A 16,020-nucleotide genomic window follows, 5' to 3' on the forward strand; every position below is an offset into this window, starting at 1 on the left:
CGTCGGCGCGGCCGCGCTGGGCGGCGTCCTGGTAGAGGATGACGTTGTCAAATGCCGCGCCGAGGATGATGGTCTGGTCGCGGATGTCGCTGTCGCGCCGGTCACCGGCGCCGCTGATCACCACACTGCGGCGCTGCGAAGGCGTGGCGGGCATGGCTTCCACCGCAGCCACCAGTGCACGCATGGCGTCGGGGTTGTGGCCGTAGTCGGCAATCACGGTGGCGCCCTTGTAGTCCATCACGTTAAAGCGTCCAGGCGCGTTATGTGCGTCGTTCACAAAGCTGGAGAGGCCGCGCCTGATGGTGTCCCAGTTGCGGCCCGCGCCCCAGGCTGCGGCCACGGCGGCCATGACGTTTTCAACCTGGAAGTTGATGGTGCCGCCGCGTGTGACGGGAACGCCTTGCAGTGCAATGCGTTCAACCCACGCGCCTTCGGCGGCCACCAGCATCGGCCCGTCGACGTACACGGTGCGTTTGCCTTGCGCGCGGTGCGTGGCCATGAGCGGGTGGTGCCGGTCCGCGGCAAAAAAGATGATCTTGCCGGGGCAGGTGGCGGCCATGTCGGCGACGATGGGGTCGGCGGCATTGAGCACCGCATAGCCGGTAGTCGAGACGTTCTGCACGATCACGCGCTTGAGCACCGCGAGGTCTTCTACCGTAGTGATGTAGTTCAGGCCCAGGTGGTCGCCGCTGCCGATGTTGGTGACAACGGCGACTTCGCAGCGGTCAAAGCCCAGGCCTTCGCGCAGCACGCCGCCGCGCGCGATTTCAAACACGGCCGCATCGACGTCGGGGTGCATCAGCACGTTGCGCGCGCTCTTGGGGCCGCTGCAGTCGCCGCTGTCGGTTTGCCGGCCGTTGATGTAGACGCCGTCGGTGTTGGTCATGCCGGTGCGCAGGCCGTCGGCAGCCAGCAGGTGGGCGATCAGGCGGGTGGTGGTGGTCTTGCCGTTGGTGCCGGTCACGGCGATCACCGGCACGCGGCCGTTGTCGCCGGAGGCGAACAGCTCGTCAATCATGGCCACACCCACGGCGCGGCCCTTGCCGTAGGAAGGCGATAGGTGCATGCGCAAGCCGGGCGCGGCGTTGACTTCAACAACGCCGCCGTTTTGCGATTCCAGCGGGCGCAGCATGCTTTCACACACCACGTCGACGCCGCAGATGTGCAAGCCGATCATTTGCGCCGCGGCCACAGCACGGGCGGCCACGGCCGGGTGCACGTCGTCGGTCACGTCGGTGGCGGTGCCGCCTGTGCTCAGGTTGGCGTTGTTGCGCAGGATGACGCGCCGGCCTTTGGCGGGAATGGAGTCGGGCGTGAGCTCCTGCACCTCCAGCCGTGCCACGGCGATGTCGTCAAAGCGGATCTTGGTGAGCGAAGTGGCATGGCCTTCACCGCGCTTGGGGTCCTGGTTGACGATGTCGACCAGCTCGCGCACCGTGTGCAGGCCGTCGCCCACCACCTGCGGCGGCTCGCGCCGTGAGGCCGCCACCAGCTTGTTGCCGACCACCAGCAAGCGGAAGTCGCTGCCGGGCAAAAACTTTTCGACCATGACTTCGCCATGTTCGGCGGCAGCCTTGTAGGCAATTTCCAGGTGATCACGCGTGACGATGTTCACTGTGACGCCTTTGCCCTGGTTGCCGTCCAGCGGTTTCACGACCACCGGCAAACCCACTGCCAGGGCGGCGGCCCAGGCATCGTCAGGATCGGTGGCCGGCCGGCCCAGCGGCACCGGCACGCCGGCCGCACGCAGCAGCTTTTTGGTGAGGTCTTTGTCTTGTGCGATGGATTCGGCGACGGCGCTGGTGGTGTCGATTTCGGCCGCCTGGATGCGCCGCTGTTTGGAGCCCCAGCCGAACTGCACCATGCTGCCCTTGGTGAGGCGGCGGTAAGGAATACCGCGCGCCACGGCGGCATCGACGATGGCGCCGGTACTTGGGCCCAGGCGCTCGTCTTCATCCAGCTCGCGCAGCTGGGCAATGGCGGCATCCAGGTCAAACGCCGTGTCGCGCAGGCCCGCGTGGATCAGCGCCTGGGCGAGTTCAAATGCCAGCCGGCCGACCGCTTCTTCGCTGTACTCAACGACGACCTGGTAAGTGCCGGCCTCCACCGTGGCGGCGGTATGGCTGAAGGTGATGGGGCAGCCTGCGGCGGCCTGCAACTCAAGTGCTGCGGCTTCGAGCACATGGGCCAGTGACACCGGGCCGGCGTGGCCGGTCTGGCGCAGCGCACCCATGCCGGGGAACAGCGCACGCACACGTGCCTCAAAGCCGGGCAGGGCGGTGATATTGCATTCGGCTGCAGTGCACGCCACGATGGCTTCGAGCGCCGTGTGGCGGCTCCAGAGATTGGGCCCGCGCAGGGCGCGGATACGGGACACTTCCATTATTCGGCACTCCCGGCGGTCTTAGGGGTGGTTTCAAAGGCTTCCATGCCGGCGCCTATCAGGTTGAGCGGTATGCCCAGCGCCCAGGCGGCGCCCACGGCGGCCAGCAGCGCGCTTTCGCTCAGGCCGCGGCGTTCGCGCCAGGCCGTCAATTTTCCGAGGCCCGGTAAAAATGCTTCGCTGGCGCCGGTGGCCAGCACCACCTGGTCCTGGCGCAGGTAGAGCGCGCGGCCGCCCTTGGCGCAATGTGGCGCAATGGCTGTAGCATTCGGATCGACGCTGTAAAAAATGACTTCACCGTCGCACAGCGCTTCCATTTCGGCAATGCGGGGGTCGGCGGCATTGAGCACGGCGGCACCGCCGGGCAGCACCACGTCGACCTGCGAGCGCATCACTTTGACCATCTGGTCGGCTTCGGTGATGTCGAATTCGGCCAGGCCTTCGGCGCCATCCAAATCGGTGACCACACCCACCTGGCATTTGTCATAGGGCAGGCCGGTGCGCAAAATTGTGTCGGCACCGTTTTCAAACACGGCGGCCTGCACGGCGCCGTTGATCAGAAGGCGCTGCCCGGCTTCCCAGTCGGTGCAGTCGCCTGCGTCGACGCAGCGCTGGTCGAGGAAAAGGCCATCGCGGCAGGCCAGGCCGGTGTGACGGCCCGACAGGTGCAGCAGCCATGCCACCAGCCGCGCCACGCGCTGGTTGCCGCTGGAGCCGGCAATGCCAACGATCGGAATGCGGCCGTCGGGGCCGTCAGAGTCGGTGGCGGGGAAAAGATGGTCGCAAATCGCACGGCCTACGGGGCGGGGCGCGCCCTCCGCGGGCTTGAGGTGCATCAAAAGACCGGGGCCGGCGTTCACTTCCACGATAGCGCCGCCCTGTTCGTGCAAGGGGCGCGAGATGTCTTGCGCCACCACATCGACCCCGGCAATGTCCAGGCCCACCACGCGAGCGGCCAGCGACACGATGTGGTCGACGTCGGGGTGTACCTGGTCGGTGCAGTCGATGGCCACATTGCCGTTGCGCTGAATCAGCACTTCGCGGCCGGCGGCAGGTATGGCTTCGGGGCTTAAACCTTGGCGCTGCAAATCAAGAATGATGGCGCCGTCACTGGCGGTGTTGATGCGGCCCAGCGGGAAGTCCTCACCGACGCCGCGCCGCGGGTCGGTGTTGAGGTGGGCGTCCACGAGCTGCGAGACGGTCGAGCTGCCGTCGCCCGTGACCCAGGCGGCCTCGCCGCGCGCGGCGGCGACCACACGGCCACCGACCACCAGCAGGCGGTGTTCATTGCCGCGCACAAAGTGTTCAACCATGACTTCGCTGCCATGCCTGGCCGCAACCTCGAATGCGCCTTCGACTTCGGCCTGCGTTTTGAGGTCCAGCGACACGCCACGGCCATGGTTGCCGTCAGAGGGTTTGACGACCACCGGCAGGCCAATGTCTTCGGCCGCTTCCCAGGCTTCTGCGGCCGTGCCGACGATCTGGCCTTCGGGCACAGGCACACCGCAGGTGGCCAGCAGGCTTTTGGTCAGGTCCTTGTCATGGGCAATGCCTTCAGCGATCGCGCTGGTGAGGTCGGTTTCGGCTGTCCAGATGCGGCGCTGGCTGGCGCCATAACCCAGTTGCACCAGGTTGCCGTCGTTCAATCGGATATGCGGAATGCGGCGGTCGGTGGCGGCGGCCACGATGGACGCGGTGCTGGGTCCGAGGTAGCAGTCGTCGACCTTGGCGCGTATTTTGGCGACGGCGGCCTGCACTTCGGCCGCGCCGTAAGCTGCCCCGTTGATGGCGGCCATCAACAGTTGATGGCCTTCGGCCAAGGCGGTGCGGGCGACCTGCTCGTCGCGCGCCCGGAACACCATGCGGTAAACACCGCGCTGTGAGGTGCTGCGGGTCTGGCCGAAACCGGTGGGCATGTCGGCCAGGTTCAGCAGTTCAATGACCACATGCTCCAGCACATGGCCGGACCAGGTGCCTTCCTGAAGGCGCTGGATGAAGCCGCCGCGCTCGCCCACGCCGCAGTGGTGTTCGAGCAAGGCCGGCAGCAGGGCAACCAGGCGGTCATTAAAGCCCGGCAGCAGGTTGGAGGGGAAATCTTCCAGTGTGCCAAGGTCCAGCCAGACTTCCAGCACGGGCCGGTAGGTCCAGATGTTCGGACCGCGCAGGTAGTTGATGCGCAGCAGCTTGATGTCGTCCTGTGGGCTCATGTTTCGCAAATTTGTCGGCAGGACGTGGCCTCGGTCCGGTGCCAAGGCTCGGCCTGGCCGATGGATTTCAGTGTGAGGCCGGTCAAGGCCTCGGTGATTCCCTGTGTCTCTTGTAGTTGTTCTGGTCGTAGCTGCGGCCGCCAAGGGTCGATTTTGCTGGTTTCATCATTTTCAGGGGATTGAAAGGGTCAAACTCCGTGCGCCGGGCCGCATTCGGCGAAAATCCCTGTTTCGGGCCTATTCGCGCAACTACGAAGAACCTGCGAATACCCTGCCGCGCCAGATGCGGAACGCCAAGATTTCACAACACGATGCAACACAACCACCCGGCAGACGACTCCGGCCTCACCGACCCCGCGTTGGCGGGACTCCGCTTACAACTTGCAACCCAAGAAAACGTTTTGTGCACGCTGGTGGTTGACCTGAACAGCCAACTTCATTTCGCCCGGGGATTGCTGGCCCTGACGGACCGGCGTTTGCTGGCCCGCAGCCCTGAAGGTGCGTGGGAAAGCTGGCCGACGGCCGACGGTGCCGGCATTGCCTTGCAGGAGCTCTCACTGCGCCATTTCGACCATGCCGGCGTCGGCACCCTGGAGCTGCACGACACGAACCAGCGGCTGGCCAGCTGGCGTTTTACCCTGGGCGCCAATGTGCAGGCCTTGCGCCTGGTGCGGCTGTTTGCCCAGCAGCAGGCGCGAACCACTGTGGGTGCCGGGACCGAGGCGCCCGCCGAGGACGCCGCGCTGTGCCCCGAATGCGACCTGCCGCTGCCACCCGACAGCGAGGAATGCCCGGCCTGCGCCCGTGAGCTGCACACGCCGCCTTCCACCTGGGTGCTGCTGCGGCTGTGGCGGTTTGCCGACCCCTACCGCTACCAGCTGCTGGCGGGGTTTTTGCTGACCTTGGCGTCCACCGCCGCCACGCTGGTACCGCCCTACCTCACGATCCCGCTGATGGACGACATCCTGATTCCGTTCCAGAACGGTCAGCAGATCGAGCCCTCGAAGGTGGGCATGCTGCTGGGCGGCCTGCTGGGCGCGGCCGTGCTGGGCTGGGCGCTGAACTGGGCGCGCACCTATCTGCTGGCGCTGGTGTCCGAGCGCATAGGCGCCGACCTGCGCACCGCCACTTTCGACCACCTGCTGGAGCTCTCGCTGGACTACTTCGGCGGCAAGCGCACCGGCGACCTGATGTCGCGCATCGGCTCGGAAACCGATCGCATCTGCGTGTTTTTGTCGCTGCACGCACTCGACTTTGCCACCGATGTGCTGATGATCGTGATGACCGCTGTGATCCTGGTGTCCATCAATCCGTGGCTGGCGGTGATCACCTTGCTGCCGCTGCCCTTCATCGGCTGGATGATCCACGTGGTTCGCGACAAGCTGCGCACCGGTTTTGAAAAAATCGACCGTGTCTGGTCGGACGTGACCAATGTGCTGGCCGACACGATTCCCGGCATCCGCGTGGTCAAGGCCTTTGCCCAGGAAAAGCGCGAAGCCCAGCGTTTTCGCGAGGTCAACCAGCACAACCTGGCGGTCAACGACAAGCTCAACAAGACCTGGTCGCTATTCACGCCGACCGTCTCGCTGCTGACCGAAGTCGGCCTGCTGGTGGTCTGGGCGTTCGGCATCTGGCTGGTGTCCAAACAGCAGATCACCGTCGGTGTGCTGACGGCCTTTATCGCCTACATCGGCCGGTTTTACGGCCGGCTTGATTCGATGAGCCGCATCGTGTCGGTCACGCAGAAAGCGGCGGCCGGCGCCAAGCGCATTTTTGACATCCTGGACCACGTCTCCAACGTGCCCGAAACGGCCAATCCGGTGAAGATTGGCACGCTGGAGGGCTGCATCGACATGAAGAACCTCGGGTTCCGCTACGGCAACCGTTCGGTGATCCGCGGACTCGATTTGCAGATACGGCCCGGCGAGATGATCGGCCTGGTGGGTCACAGCGGCTCCGGCAAAAGCACGCTGGTCAATTTGATCTGCCGCTTTTACGACGTGAGCGATGGCTCCATCAGTGTGGACGGCACCGACATCCGGCGCTTTGGCGTGGCTGACTACCGCCGCAACATCGGCCTGGTGTTGCAGGAACCGTTTCTTTTCTTCGGCACCATTGCCGAAAACATCGCCTATGGCAAGCCAGGCGCCACACGCGCTGAAATCGTCGCGGCCGCGCGTGCCGCCCATGCGCACGAATTCATCCTGCGCCTTCCGCAGGGCTACGATTCGCTGGTGGGCGAACGCGGGCAGGGGCTGTCGGGCGGCGAACGCCAGCGCATTTCGATTGCGCGCGCGCTGCTGATTGACCCGCGCATCCTCATCCTGGACGAAGCGACTTCGTCGGTGGACACCGAGACCGAAAAAGAAATCCAGCGTGCCCTCGACAACCTCGTGCAGGGCCGCACCACCATTGCCATCGCTCACCGCCTCTCCACGCTGCGCAAGGCCGACCGCCTGGTCGTGATGGACCGCGGCCAGGTAGTGGAAGTGGGACCGCACGACGAATTGATGGCGAAGCAAGGGGCCTATTGGCGCCTGTATGAAGCCCAGGCGCGGCAGGTTGACAGCGAAGAGGGCGGCGAAGAAGGCGGCGGAGAAGCCGAGCAAAGCCGCATCGCGCTGGCCACTTCACAACTGGCCCACACCGCGCAGCACGCCGGCAACCCTTGAGCCAAGGACTGCACATGACAAACGATCTTTCTTTTTCCCTGCAACGCACACAGTCGGGCCGGCTGGTGTTTACCGGCGCCGACGGCCAGTTGCATGCCGGCGTGGTGCCGGTGCGGGCCTTTCCCCTTGCCGCGCCCGACGAAGGCATTTCACTGGTGAACGCCGAAGGGCGCGAAGTCGCCTGGGTCGAAGACTTAGGGGCTTTGCCGGCAGAAGCACGCACGCTTCTGCAAGAGGAGCTCGCCCTGCGCGACTTTGTGCCTGAAATCACACGGCTCAAAGGTGTGTCGACTTTTTCCACCCCGAGCGTATGGACGGTGGAGACCGACAGGGGGGAGACCTCTTTTGTGCTCAAGGGTGAAGAAGATATTCGCCGTCTTGGGCGTGTGGGCTTGCTGATTGCCGGCAGCCAGGGGGTGCAGTACAGCGTGCGGGATATGACTGCGCTGGATCGGGGATCGCGGCGGTTGTTGGAGCGGTTTCTTTAGGCCTGTTTTGCTCCGGCCTGAGCGCTTTTTTCTGAGGATTGCTGGCCGGGGGTTGCCCGGCGGCAAGTAACTTTCTTTTGCTTCGCCAAAAGCAAGTCACCAAAGAAAAGGCGACCCGCAGTCTGGGTCCCTACGCTTCGCTTCGGGCAACCTGCGCTGCTCGACTGCGGCGGGGGTCCGCAGAACTCGCCTGCGGGTCAAACAACTGCGGCCCTGATCCCGCCTCCATCTGCGCTGCTCGGCCCAGCCAGGACGGGGAAGTCCGAATTCGGATACCAAAACCAATACCTACAAGGACACGCCATGGCGTGTCCTTGTTTCTTCAGTATTCGGGTTCTTGTCTTCGGCTGTTGGCTGTTCTGTGTTCCTTCCCCCACCCCTTCTGTCTGCGCCGAGGAGCGCAGGTCCAGGCGGATCAGGGATCGCGATTGTCTGAGCGAAGCGAGTTCGAGCGAGACCCCGCCTGGACCGAGCACCGCAGGTTGCCCGTAGCGAAGCGAAGGGACGCTGACAGCGGGGTCGCCTTTCTTTTGCTTACTTTTCTTTGGCGAAACAAAGAAAAGTGAGTTGCCGCCGGGCAACCCCCGGCCAGCAACCCCAAGAACAAAGCGCAAAGGCCGAAGCAAGACCCGGCCTGAGACCTCAGGCCCCCTGCGACCCCCGGTGCGCCCACCCCGTGGTGTGCTTCTCCACATAGCTAAAAAGCTCATACATAGCCATGGCCATCGCGCCAATCACCACCAGCCCGGCAAAGGCCAGCGCCAGCCGCTGCTGCGAGCCGGCGCTTTGCATGAGGTAGCCAATGCCCGAGTCGCCAGCTGTCATTTCGGCCAGTACCGTGCCCACAAAAGCCAGCGTAATCGCCACCTTGAGCGAGGCAAAAAAGTAGGGCATGGAGCGCGGCAGGCCCACCTTGACCAACACATCCCGGCGCTTGGCGCCGAGCACGCGCAGCACGTCTTCAAGCTCGGGCTCCAGCGTGGCCAGGCCGGTGGCCATGTTCACGGTGATGGGGAAAAATGAAATCAGGAAAGCCGTCAGGATTCCCGGCCCCACGCCGATACCGAACCAGACGATGAGGATGGGAACAATCGCTGCCTTGGGCACGGCGTTAAAGGCCACCAGCAGCGGGTAGACCGCCGCATAGGCCAACCGCGATGAGCCGACCAGAAAGCCCAGCAGCACACCGACCACGATGGAAAGACCAAAGCCGATCATCGTGACCCAGAAGGTTTTCCAGGCGGCCTCGGCAATCGGGCCGACAAATTCGGCCATGGCCTGGGCGATGGCCAGCGGCGCGGGGAAGATGAACTCGGGCACCGAGAAGCCGGCGCACACCGCCTGCCATAGCGCCACCACGGCTGCCAGCAGCACCCACGGCGCCCAGCGCTCGAGTTGTTTGTTGTTCATGTTCATGATTGCGCCCCGCCGCGCATCGCGCCGATGTGGCCGCGCAGCTCGTGCACGATGTCGCTGAATTCGCGGGTGTAGGTCACTTCCAGGTCGCGCGGGCGTGGCAGCTCAATCTCTCGCCGCACGACGAAGCGGCCCGGGCTTTTGCTCATCACATACACCGTGTCGGCCAGGAACACCGACTCACGCAAATCGTGCGTCACCAGAATCACGTTAAAGCGCTGCTCGGTCCAGAGGTCGCGCAGGATGCACCAGAGCTCTTCACGCGTGAAGGCGTCCAGCGCGCCAAAGGGCTCGTCCAGCAACAGCATCTTGGGCTCGTGGATGAGGGCCCGGCAAATGCTCACGCGCTGCTGCATGCCGCCCGAAAGCTGCCAGGGGAATTTGTCTTCATAACCCGCCAGGCCCACCTTCTGCAGCAGCCGGCGTGCGCGCTCTTCAAACTCTTTGCGCTTGGCCTTGAACTGGCTGCGGTAGGGCTCAACAATCTCGAGCGGCAGCAGCACATTGCCGACCGTGGTGCGCCAGGGCAGCAGCGAGGGCGCCTGAAACGCCATGCCGGAGATCTTCAGCGGGCCGGTCACCGGTTGGCCGTCAATCAGGATCTGACCGCTAGAGGGCATCTTCAGCCCGGTGGCGAGCTTCATGAAGGTGGACTTGCCGCAACCCGAAGGCCCGACGATGGCGATGAACTCGCCTTGCCGCACCTGCAGGTCAATCGCTTCAACGGAAAACTGCTTGCGCGCCAGCAACTCGTCGTTGTAGGCGAGCCAGACATCGCGAAAGTCTACGAAATGGCCCCCACGCTCTCCCACTGCGTGTGGGTCGCTGCCCCCCGAGGAGGCGCTCGCGCCTTGGGGCGGCCCGGCGGCGCTCAGGGCTTTGCTCATTTTTTCGGGGTTGGCAACACGTTGAGTTCGGCCGCCGTCGGCAGGAAAGAACCGTTCCACACCAGGTCCGGATTCACCCGCGTCTTGGTGCCGAAGGCATCCGACACCTGCGAAGCCATCAGCGTCAGACGCGGCGCCTTGACCTGACCAAAGCCTTCGGCGCGCGCGTCGGGGCTGTTGATGACGGTGTCGATGGCCAATCGCAGGCGGCGCACTTCCAGCGGCACGTTGATGATGCCGTCGCGCGCCTTCACAAATTCAATCGCGGCGACCGGGTCGGCGACCACGTCTTTCACGCCTTTGGTAAAAGCCTGCAAAAACGCCTTGATCGCGGCCGGGTTCTCCTTGATGAGTTTGGGCGAGGCGATGACGACGTTGCCGTAATGCTTCACGCCGAAGTCGGCGTAGGGCAGCACGACCACGTCTTCTGCCTTCACGCCGCGCGCTTCCAGGTTGAGCAGCGAGGTGAAGGTAAAGCCGGTGATGGCGTCCACGTCGCCGCGGGCCAGCATGGTCTCGCGCAGCGGCGGGTCCATGGCCGTCCACTGGAAGCCGGTGATGTTGTTGGCCTTGGCAAAAATCGGGAAGGCGCGTCGGCCGGCGTCAAATACCGGGGCGCCCATCTTCTTGCCATTCAGGTCGGCAGGGGTCTTGATGCCGGATTTCTTCAGCGCCATGACGGAGGCCGGTGTGTTGTTGTAGACCATCATCACGGCCACCGGCTTGTTGGGGGCGTCCGGGTTGTTGGCGTGAAACTCCATCACCGAGGCCAGGTCGGCAAAACCCATGTCGTAGGTGCCCGAAGCCACGCGTGTGACTGCGCCGCCGGAGCCATTGCCGGCGTCCACCGTCACGTCCAGCTTGTTGGCCTTGAAGTAGCCTTTGGCCACCGGTGTGAGGAAGAGGGCGGCCGGGCCTTCAAAGCGCCAGTCGAGCTGGAACTTGATGGGTGTGTTTTGCGCATGGGCGGTGGTCAACACCGCAGTGGCTGCCAGCAGACCGGCGGCCTTGACAAGGGGCGCGAGGAAAAACGAAGGCGGGTGCGATGTCATGGGAGTCCTGGGTCGTGCGTCACAAGGCGGCGTGCCGCCGAATGACAGGGTCTGAAAAAGGAAAAACGCTGAGGGAAAGTACGCGAAGGCGAAGCAAAAACAATGCCGCGACCACGTCTGCAGCCTATTTTCGGCGAAGTGCCTCGGCATTCGCCGGTTTTTAACCCCGTGATTACCCCGAAGCGTGTTTCCAGGGCCGGCGCGGCACAACTGCCGCGCCCCTTCAGGCCAGCAGGTCCCGCAAGGTGCGCGCAATCACTTTGGTCGCGCGGCGCAGGTCTTCCAGGTCCAGGCGTTCGTCGGCGCGTTTGGCATGCGACTCCAGCACGGTGCGCGGCCCGGCCCCGTAGATCACGCCGGGGATACCGGCTTCGGCGTACAGCCGCACGTCGGTGTACAGCGGTGTGCCCATGGCCGGAATGGCTTGGCCGAAGAGCGCCTCGCCGTGCTTCTGGATGGCATCGACCAGGGGCTTGTTGCCCGGCAGCGGCCGCATCGAGTTGGCCAGCAGCAGCCGCTTGATGTCGACGGTGATGCCCTTGCAGCCCGCGGCCGCATCGGCGATCACCTTGCGGATGTTGGCCTCGACCTCGGCAGGGCTCTCTTCGGGGATCATGCGGCGGTCCAGCTTGAACATCACCTTGCCGGGCACGACGTTGGTGTTGGTGCCGCCTTCAATGCGGCCCACGTTCAGATAGGGGTGCTGGATGCCTTCGACCTTGGACGTCACCTGCTGGTACAGCGCGTTCTGCGCATAGAGCGCGTTGAGAATGTGCACCGCGCCTTGCAAGGCGTCAATGCCGGTGTCAGGAATGGCGGCGTGCGCCATCTTGCCGTGCACCGTGACTTCCATCTGCAGGCAGCCGTTGTGCGCGGTGACCACTTCATACGAAAAGCCTGCCGCGATGAGCAGGTCCGGTTTGGTGAGGCCTTTTTTGAGCAGCCAGCCTGGGCCCATCTCGCCGCCAAACTCTTCGTCGTAGGTGAAGTGCAATTCAACGCTGCCCTTGAGCGGCGCGCCCAGCGACTCCAGCGCGCGCACGGCGAAGGTGAAGCTGGCGAAATCGCATTTGCTGACGGCCGTAGCGCGGCCGTACATCTTGCCGCCTTCGATCTCGCCGCCGTAGGGGTCTTTGGTCCAGCCTTCGCCGGGCGGCACCACGTCGCCGTGGGCGTTGAGGGCAATGGTTCTGCCTTCGCCCTTGTTTCCGTAGTGGCGGCGCACGATCAGGTTGGTGATGGACTCCATGCCGTAGCCGCGCACTTCGGCTTCGGGCACCGGGTGCTTTTCAGCGTCAAAGCCAAAGGCCTTGATGAGTTCGGCCGTGCGGTCGGCATGCGGCGCGTTGTTGCCCGGCGGCGTGTCGGTGGGCACGCGGATGAGCTGCTGGAGGAAAGTGGTTTCCTCGTCGAAATGGGCATCGATCCAGCTGTCGAGCTGGGCGTAGTCGGTGGTGAGGGTCATTGTTTTTCGGGGGCAAGGTGAGTGAGCAGATGCGCCAGTGCCTGGATCGCAAGTTCGATGTCGTCGCTGGTCGTGCTTTCCAGCGGGTTGTGGCTTATGCCTGAGTTTTGGCCACGCACGAAGAGCATGGCTTGCGGCATCACCTTGTGCAGTTTCATGGCGTCGTGGCCGGCGCCGCTGGGCATGGCGTAAAGGGGCACCCCCAGGCTTTGCACGGCGGCTTCCCAGCGCTGTTGCCACGCGGGCGCGCTGGGCGCGGCGGCGGCGCGCTCGGTCAACTCGGTTGTGAAGTGCACACCGCGGCGTTCGCAAATGCTTTTGAGTTCGGCCAGTACGTCGGCCACCAGCGCGTCGCGCTGCGCATCGATGGGCGCGCGCAAGTCGAGTGAAAAGAGGCAGCGGCCCGGGACCACATTGATGGAGCCGCTGGGTACCTGCAGCATGCCGACGGTGCCGACAGAGTCGCCGTCTTGCGCCGCGCGGCGTTCTACATACAGCAGCAGTTCTGCGGCAGCCGCTGCGGCGTCGCGGCGACGGTTCATGGGCGTGGTGCCGGCGTGGCTGGCCATGCCGGTGATCTCGCACAGGTAGCGAACATTGCCATTGATGGAGGTGACGATGCCCAGCGGAAGGTCGAGTTCGTTGAGCACCGGGCCTTGTTCGATATGCAACTCTATAAAGCCGAGGTAGTTGTTCGCGTCTCGCTGGATGCTGGCGATGTCGTCAGGCTTCAAGCCCGCATTGCGCATGGCTTCGCGCATGGTGACGCCGTCGGCGTCTTTCTGGTCCAGCCACTCGGGTTTGAAGTCACCGATCAGCGCACCCGAGCCTAAAAAGGTGGCCTTGTAGCGCTGGCCTTCTTCCTCGGCAAAACCGACTACTTCGAAGTTGAAAGGCAGGCGCTTGCCCTGGCGGTGCAGCTCACGCACGCAGGCCATGGGCACAAAAATGCCGAGCCGGCCGTCGTACTTGCCGCCGTTACGCACGGTGTCGTAGTGGCTGCCGGTGAGCAGCGTTTTGGCATTCGGGGTGGCGGCTTTGTAGATGCCCACCACATTGCCGACGGGGTCGATCTTCACCTCGTCAAAGCCGCACTCACGCATGGTTTTGCTGATGTAGGCCGCGCAGGCGCGGTGCGCGTCGGTGAGGTAGGTCACCGTGAGCTGGCCCTTTTCAAGGTAGCCCGGGTCGCTGTACTGGGACAGATCTTCATGCCAGTCCCACACCTCGTTGCCCAGCGCGGGCGTGGCGGCGAACTTGTCGTTAAGCCGCAGTTCCACCACGCGGTGGATGTTGCGCAGGTTTTCCTGCAGTTCGAAATCGGGGTGGTTCTGCAGGCGCCGGGTGAAGGTCTCGATGATCTGCTGCTTGTTCAAGCCGTCGCCGCGCGGGCCGCGCACTGCCAGGATGAAAGGGAAGCCGAACTTCGCGTTGTAGTCGGCGTTAAGTTTTTGCAAGATGGCGAACTCTTCTTGCGTGCAATCCGTGAGGCCGACCTTGCCTTGCTCGTGAGTGGATTCCGCGGTCAGGCTTTTGCTGACCATCGCCTTGCCCGCCAGCTCGGGGTGGGCCTGGATGAGCTTGACCTGCGCGTCCTTGCCGGCTTCGCGCAGCACGCGTGCCATGGTGTGCTTCAGGTGGGCAAGCGACTGGAAGGGCCGTGCGTCCAGCGCTTTCTCGGCAATCCAGGGGGAATGCTCGTACAGACCCTCCAGCAGCTGCAGGGCTTGTGCGCGTGGCGCCTGGTTAACTTGTTCCAGTGTGGTGGTCATGCGGAAATGTCCTGTGGGGCAGCGTAAGGGTGCTGCTTTTGCCAGTGGCGGGCAATGTCGATGCGCCGGCAGATCCAGACACGTTCATGCTTTTGCACATGATCGAGGAAGCGCTGCAATGCCACGATGCGGCCCGGGCGGCCCAGCAGGCGGCAGTGCATGCCGATGCTGAGCATCTTGGGGGCCGCATTGCCTTCGGCATACAGCGCGTCAAAGCTGTCGCGCAGGTAAATGAAAAAATCTTCAGCCTGGGAGAAGCCTTGCGGCAAGGCAAAGCGCATGTCGTTGGTGTCCAGCGTGTAGGGCACGACAAGGCGCGGCACCACCTGGCCGTCGGTGCGTTTCACCTCGGTCCAGAAGGGCAGGTCGTCGCCGTAGTAGTCGCTGTCGTATTCCAGTCCGCCGTCGTCGGCCACGAGGCGGCGGGTGTTGGGGCTGTCGCGGCCGGTGTACCAGCCCAGCGGCCGGTTTCCTGTGAGCTTCTCGATCGCGTCCAGGCCCAGGCGCATGTGCTCGCGTTCGGTCGCTTCGTCGATTTGCTGGTAGTTGATCCAGCGCCAGCCATGACAGGCGATTTCGTGGCCGAGTTCGGTGAACGCTGCGGCGACGTCGGGGTGGCGCTGCAGTGCCATGCCCACGCCAAAGACGGTCAGCGGCAAGCGGCGCTTCTCAAACTCGCGCAAGATGCGCCACACGCCCGCGCGTGAGCCGTATTCGTAAATGCCTTCCATGCTCAGGTGCCGGTCGGCAAAACTGGGCGGGTTGGCCATTTCAGACAAAAACTGCTCGGAGCCGGCGTCGCCGTGCAGCACGCAGTTCTCGCCGCCTTCTTCGTAATTCAGGACGAACTGCACCGCGATGCGAGCGCGGCCTGGCCAATTGGCCTGCGGCGGGTTGCGGCCGTAGCCGACTAGATCTCTGCTGTAGGGTGAATTCATGACAGCGCCATCGAAATATCGTTGGTAGGCACCTTGCGATCGAAGGCGAGGTTTTCCTCGACGTGCAGCAGGTGTTCGTTCATGAGGTGCACGGCCAGGGCTTCATCTTTGGCGGCCAGTGCCTTGACGATTTCGGCGTGTTCGTCGTTCGAGTGCTCTGCGGCGCTGGTGGTCTGGTACATCAGGGTGATCAGGGCGCAGCGCGAAATCAGCTCGCCCAGCAACTGCGCCAGCACTTCATTGCCCATCAGTTCGGCCATGCGCACATGGAAGTCGCCCAGCAGCTCGGTGCGGCCAGGCACGTCGCCCTGGTCTACCGCCGATTTCTCCCGCGCCACGTGTTCTTTCAGGGCCTTGATCTTGGCGGGTGTGACCTCGCGCACAAAGGCGCGTGTCATTTCAGCCTCCAGCATGCGGCGTACCGCAAACACCTGGCGTGCTTCCATAACCGAAGGGGCGGCCACAAATGCGCCGCGCGCGGGCTCCAGGCGAATCAGCCGGTTTTGCGACAGCTGAAACAACGCCTGCCGCACCAGGGTGCGCGACACGCCGAAGTGGTCGGCCAGTTTTTGTTCGGCCAATTTGGTTCCGGGGTGGAGCCGGTGCTCCACAATGGCCTTGGTGAGGGCCTCGACAATGGCGTGGGTGGTCGATGATTCCATCTGGCCATGATAGCCGGGTTTCCCAAAAACTGTATACACTTTTAGTAAACCGAAACCGCCGGCTTCCCTTCGCCGGTT

General features: G+C 64.0%; 11 protein-coding genes. 2 read left to right on the top strand and 9 right to left on the bottom strand.

The annotated features are described in order from the left end of the window. Nucleotides 1-2,383: cyanophycin synthetase (gene cphA, locus ABI546_RS08215; protein ID WP_348045914.1), on the bottom strand; the 2,383-nt coding region annotated here is incomplete at its 3' end. Beyond that, nucleotides 2,383-4,590, bottom strand: a complete 2,208-nt coding sequence (cphA, locus tag ABI546_RS08220; protein WP_348045916.1) for a cyanophycin synthetase — start codon at nucleotides 4,588-4,590, stop codon at nucleotides 2,383-2,385. The genes cphA (ABI546_RS08215) and cphA (ABI546_RS08220), both read right to left, overlap by 1 nt. Nucleotides 4,591-4,901: 311 nt before the next feature. Between cphA (ABI546_RS08220) and ABI546_RS08225 the strand changes: the two genes are divergently transcribed. Continuing rightward, nucleotides 4,902-7,262: an ABC transporter ATP-binding protein gene (locus ABI546_RS08225; RefSeq protein ID WP_348045918.1), complete on the top strand. Its 2,361-nt coding sequence runs from the start codon at nucleotides 4,902-4,904 to the stop codon at nucleotides 7,260-7,262. 14 nt (nucleotides 7,263-7,276) lie between these two features. After that, nucleotides 7,277-7,750, top strand: coding sequence for a DUF1854 domain-containing protein (locus ABI546_RS08230; protein ID WP_348045920.1), 474 nt, complete (start codon nucleotides 7,277-7,279; stop codon nucleotides 7,748-7,750). A 642-nt stretch (nucleotides 7,751-8,392) separates the two neighbouring features. On the opposite strand, the gene ABI546_RS08235 is transcribed toward ABI546_RS08230, so the two are convergent. From ABI546_RS08235 to ABI546_RS08265, 7 genes are all read right to left on the bottom strand, one after another. After that, entirely contained in the window at nucleotides 8,393-9,160 is a 768-nt protein-coding gene (locus ABI546_RS08235; protein ID WP_348046072.1) for an ABC transporter permease, read from the bottom strand. Between the two features lie 2 nt (nucleotides 9,161-9,162). Next, nucleotides 9,163-10,053, bottom strand: coding sequence for an ABC transporter ATP-binding protein (locus ABI546_RS08240; protein WP_348045922.1), 891 nt, complete (start codon nucleotides 10,051-10,053; stop codon nucleotides 9,163-9,165). Then, complete coding sequence (locus ABI546_RS08245; RefSeq protein ID WP_348045924.1) at nucleotides 10,050-11,105, bottom strand: ABC transporter substrate-binding protein; 1,056 nt, start codon at nucleotides 11,103-11,105, stop codon at nucleotides 10,050-10,052. The genes ABI546_RS08240 and ABI546_RS08245 overlap by 4 nt, the downstream gene beginning before the upstream one ends. 223 nt (nucleotides 11,106-11,328) lie before the next feature. Beyond that, nucleotides 11,329-12,570: an ArgE/DapE family deacylase gene (locus ABI546_RS08250; protein WP_348045926.1), complete on the bottom strand. Its 1,242-nt coding sequence runs from the start codon at nucleotides 12,568-12,570 to the stop codon at nucleotides 11,329-11,331. Then, nucleotides 12,567-14,342 (bottom strand): 2-oxo-4-hydroxy-4-carboxy-5-ureidoimidazoline decarboxylase, encoded by a 1,776-nt coding sequence (gene uraD, locus ABI546_RS08255; protein ID WP_348045928.1) that lies wholly within the window; start codon nucleotides 14,340-14,342, stop codon nucleotides 12,567-12,569. The genes ABI546_RS08250 and uraD overlap by 4 nt, the downstream gene beginning before the upstream one ends. Further along, on the bottom strand, nucleotides 14,339-15,280 hold the full coding sequence (gene puuE / locus ABI546_RS08260) for an allantoinase PuuE (RefSeq protein ID WP_348045930.1): 942 nt from the start codon (nucleotides 15,278-15,280) through the stop codon (nucleotides 14,339-14,341). Before puuE ends, uraD begins: the two co-directional genes overlap by 4 nt. Beyond that, on the bottom strand, nucleotides 15,277-15,942 hold the full coding sequence (locus tag ABI546_RS08265; RefSeq protein WP_348045932.1) for a GntR family transcriptional regulator: 666 nt from the start codon (nucleotides 15,940-15,942) through the stop codon (nucleotides 15,277-15,279). The genes puuE and ABI546_RS08265 overlap by 4 nt, the downstream gene beginning before the upstream one ends. Nucleotides 15,943-16,020: the final 78 nt, after the last annotated feature.

The organism is Polaromonas sp. (assembly GCF_039932935.1).
In the GTDB taxonomy this organism is placed as follows: domain Bacteria; phylum Pseudomonadota; class Gammaproteobacteria; order Burkholderiales; family Burkholderiaceae_C; genus Polaromonas.

Bases quoted from the DNA above. Each gene is read 5' to 3' on its own strand.
- cphA (WP_348045916.1), bottom strand. From the start codon at position 4,590: ATGAGCCCACAGGACGACATCAAGCTGCTGCGCATCAACTACCTGCGC.
- ABI546_RS08225 (WP_348045918.1), top strand. From the start codon at position 4,902: ATGCAACACAACCACCCGGCAGACGACTCCGGCCTCACCGACCCCGCG.
- ABI546_RS08230 (WP_348045920.1), top strand. From the start codon at position 7,277: ATGACAAACGATCTTTCTTTTTCCCTGCAACGCACACAGTCGGGCCGG.
- ABI546_RS08235 (WP_348046072.1), bottom strand. From the start codon at position 9,160: ATGAACAACAAACAACTCGAGCGCTGGGCGCCGTGGGTGCTGCTGGCA.
- ABI546_RS08240 (WP_348045922.1), bottom strand. From the start codon at position 10,053: ATGAGCAAAGCCCTGAGCGCCGCCGGGCCGCCCCAAGGCGCGAGCGCC.
- ABI546_RS08245 (WP_348045924.1), bottom strand. From the start codon at position 11,105: ATGACATCGCACCCGCCTTCGTTTTTCCTCGCGCCCCTTGTCAAGGCC.
- ABI546_RS08250 (WP_348045926.1), bottom strand. From the start codon at position 12,570: ATGACCCTCACCACCGACTACGCCCAGCTCGACAGCTGGATCGATGCC.
- uraD (WP_348045928.1), bottom strand. From the start codon at position 14,342: ATGACCACCACACTGGAACAAGTTAACCAGGCGCCACGCGCACAAGCC.
- puuE (WP_348045930.1), bottom strand. From the start codon at position 15,280: ATGAATTCACCCTACAGCAGAGATCTAGTCGGCTACGGCCGCAACCCG.
- ABI546_RS08265 (WP_348045932.1), bottom strand. From the start codon at position 15,942: ATGGAATCATCGACCACCCACGCCATTGTCGAGGCCCTCACCAAGGCC.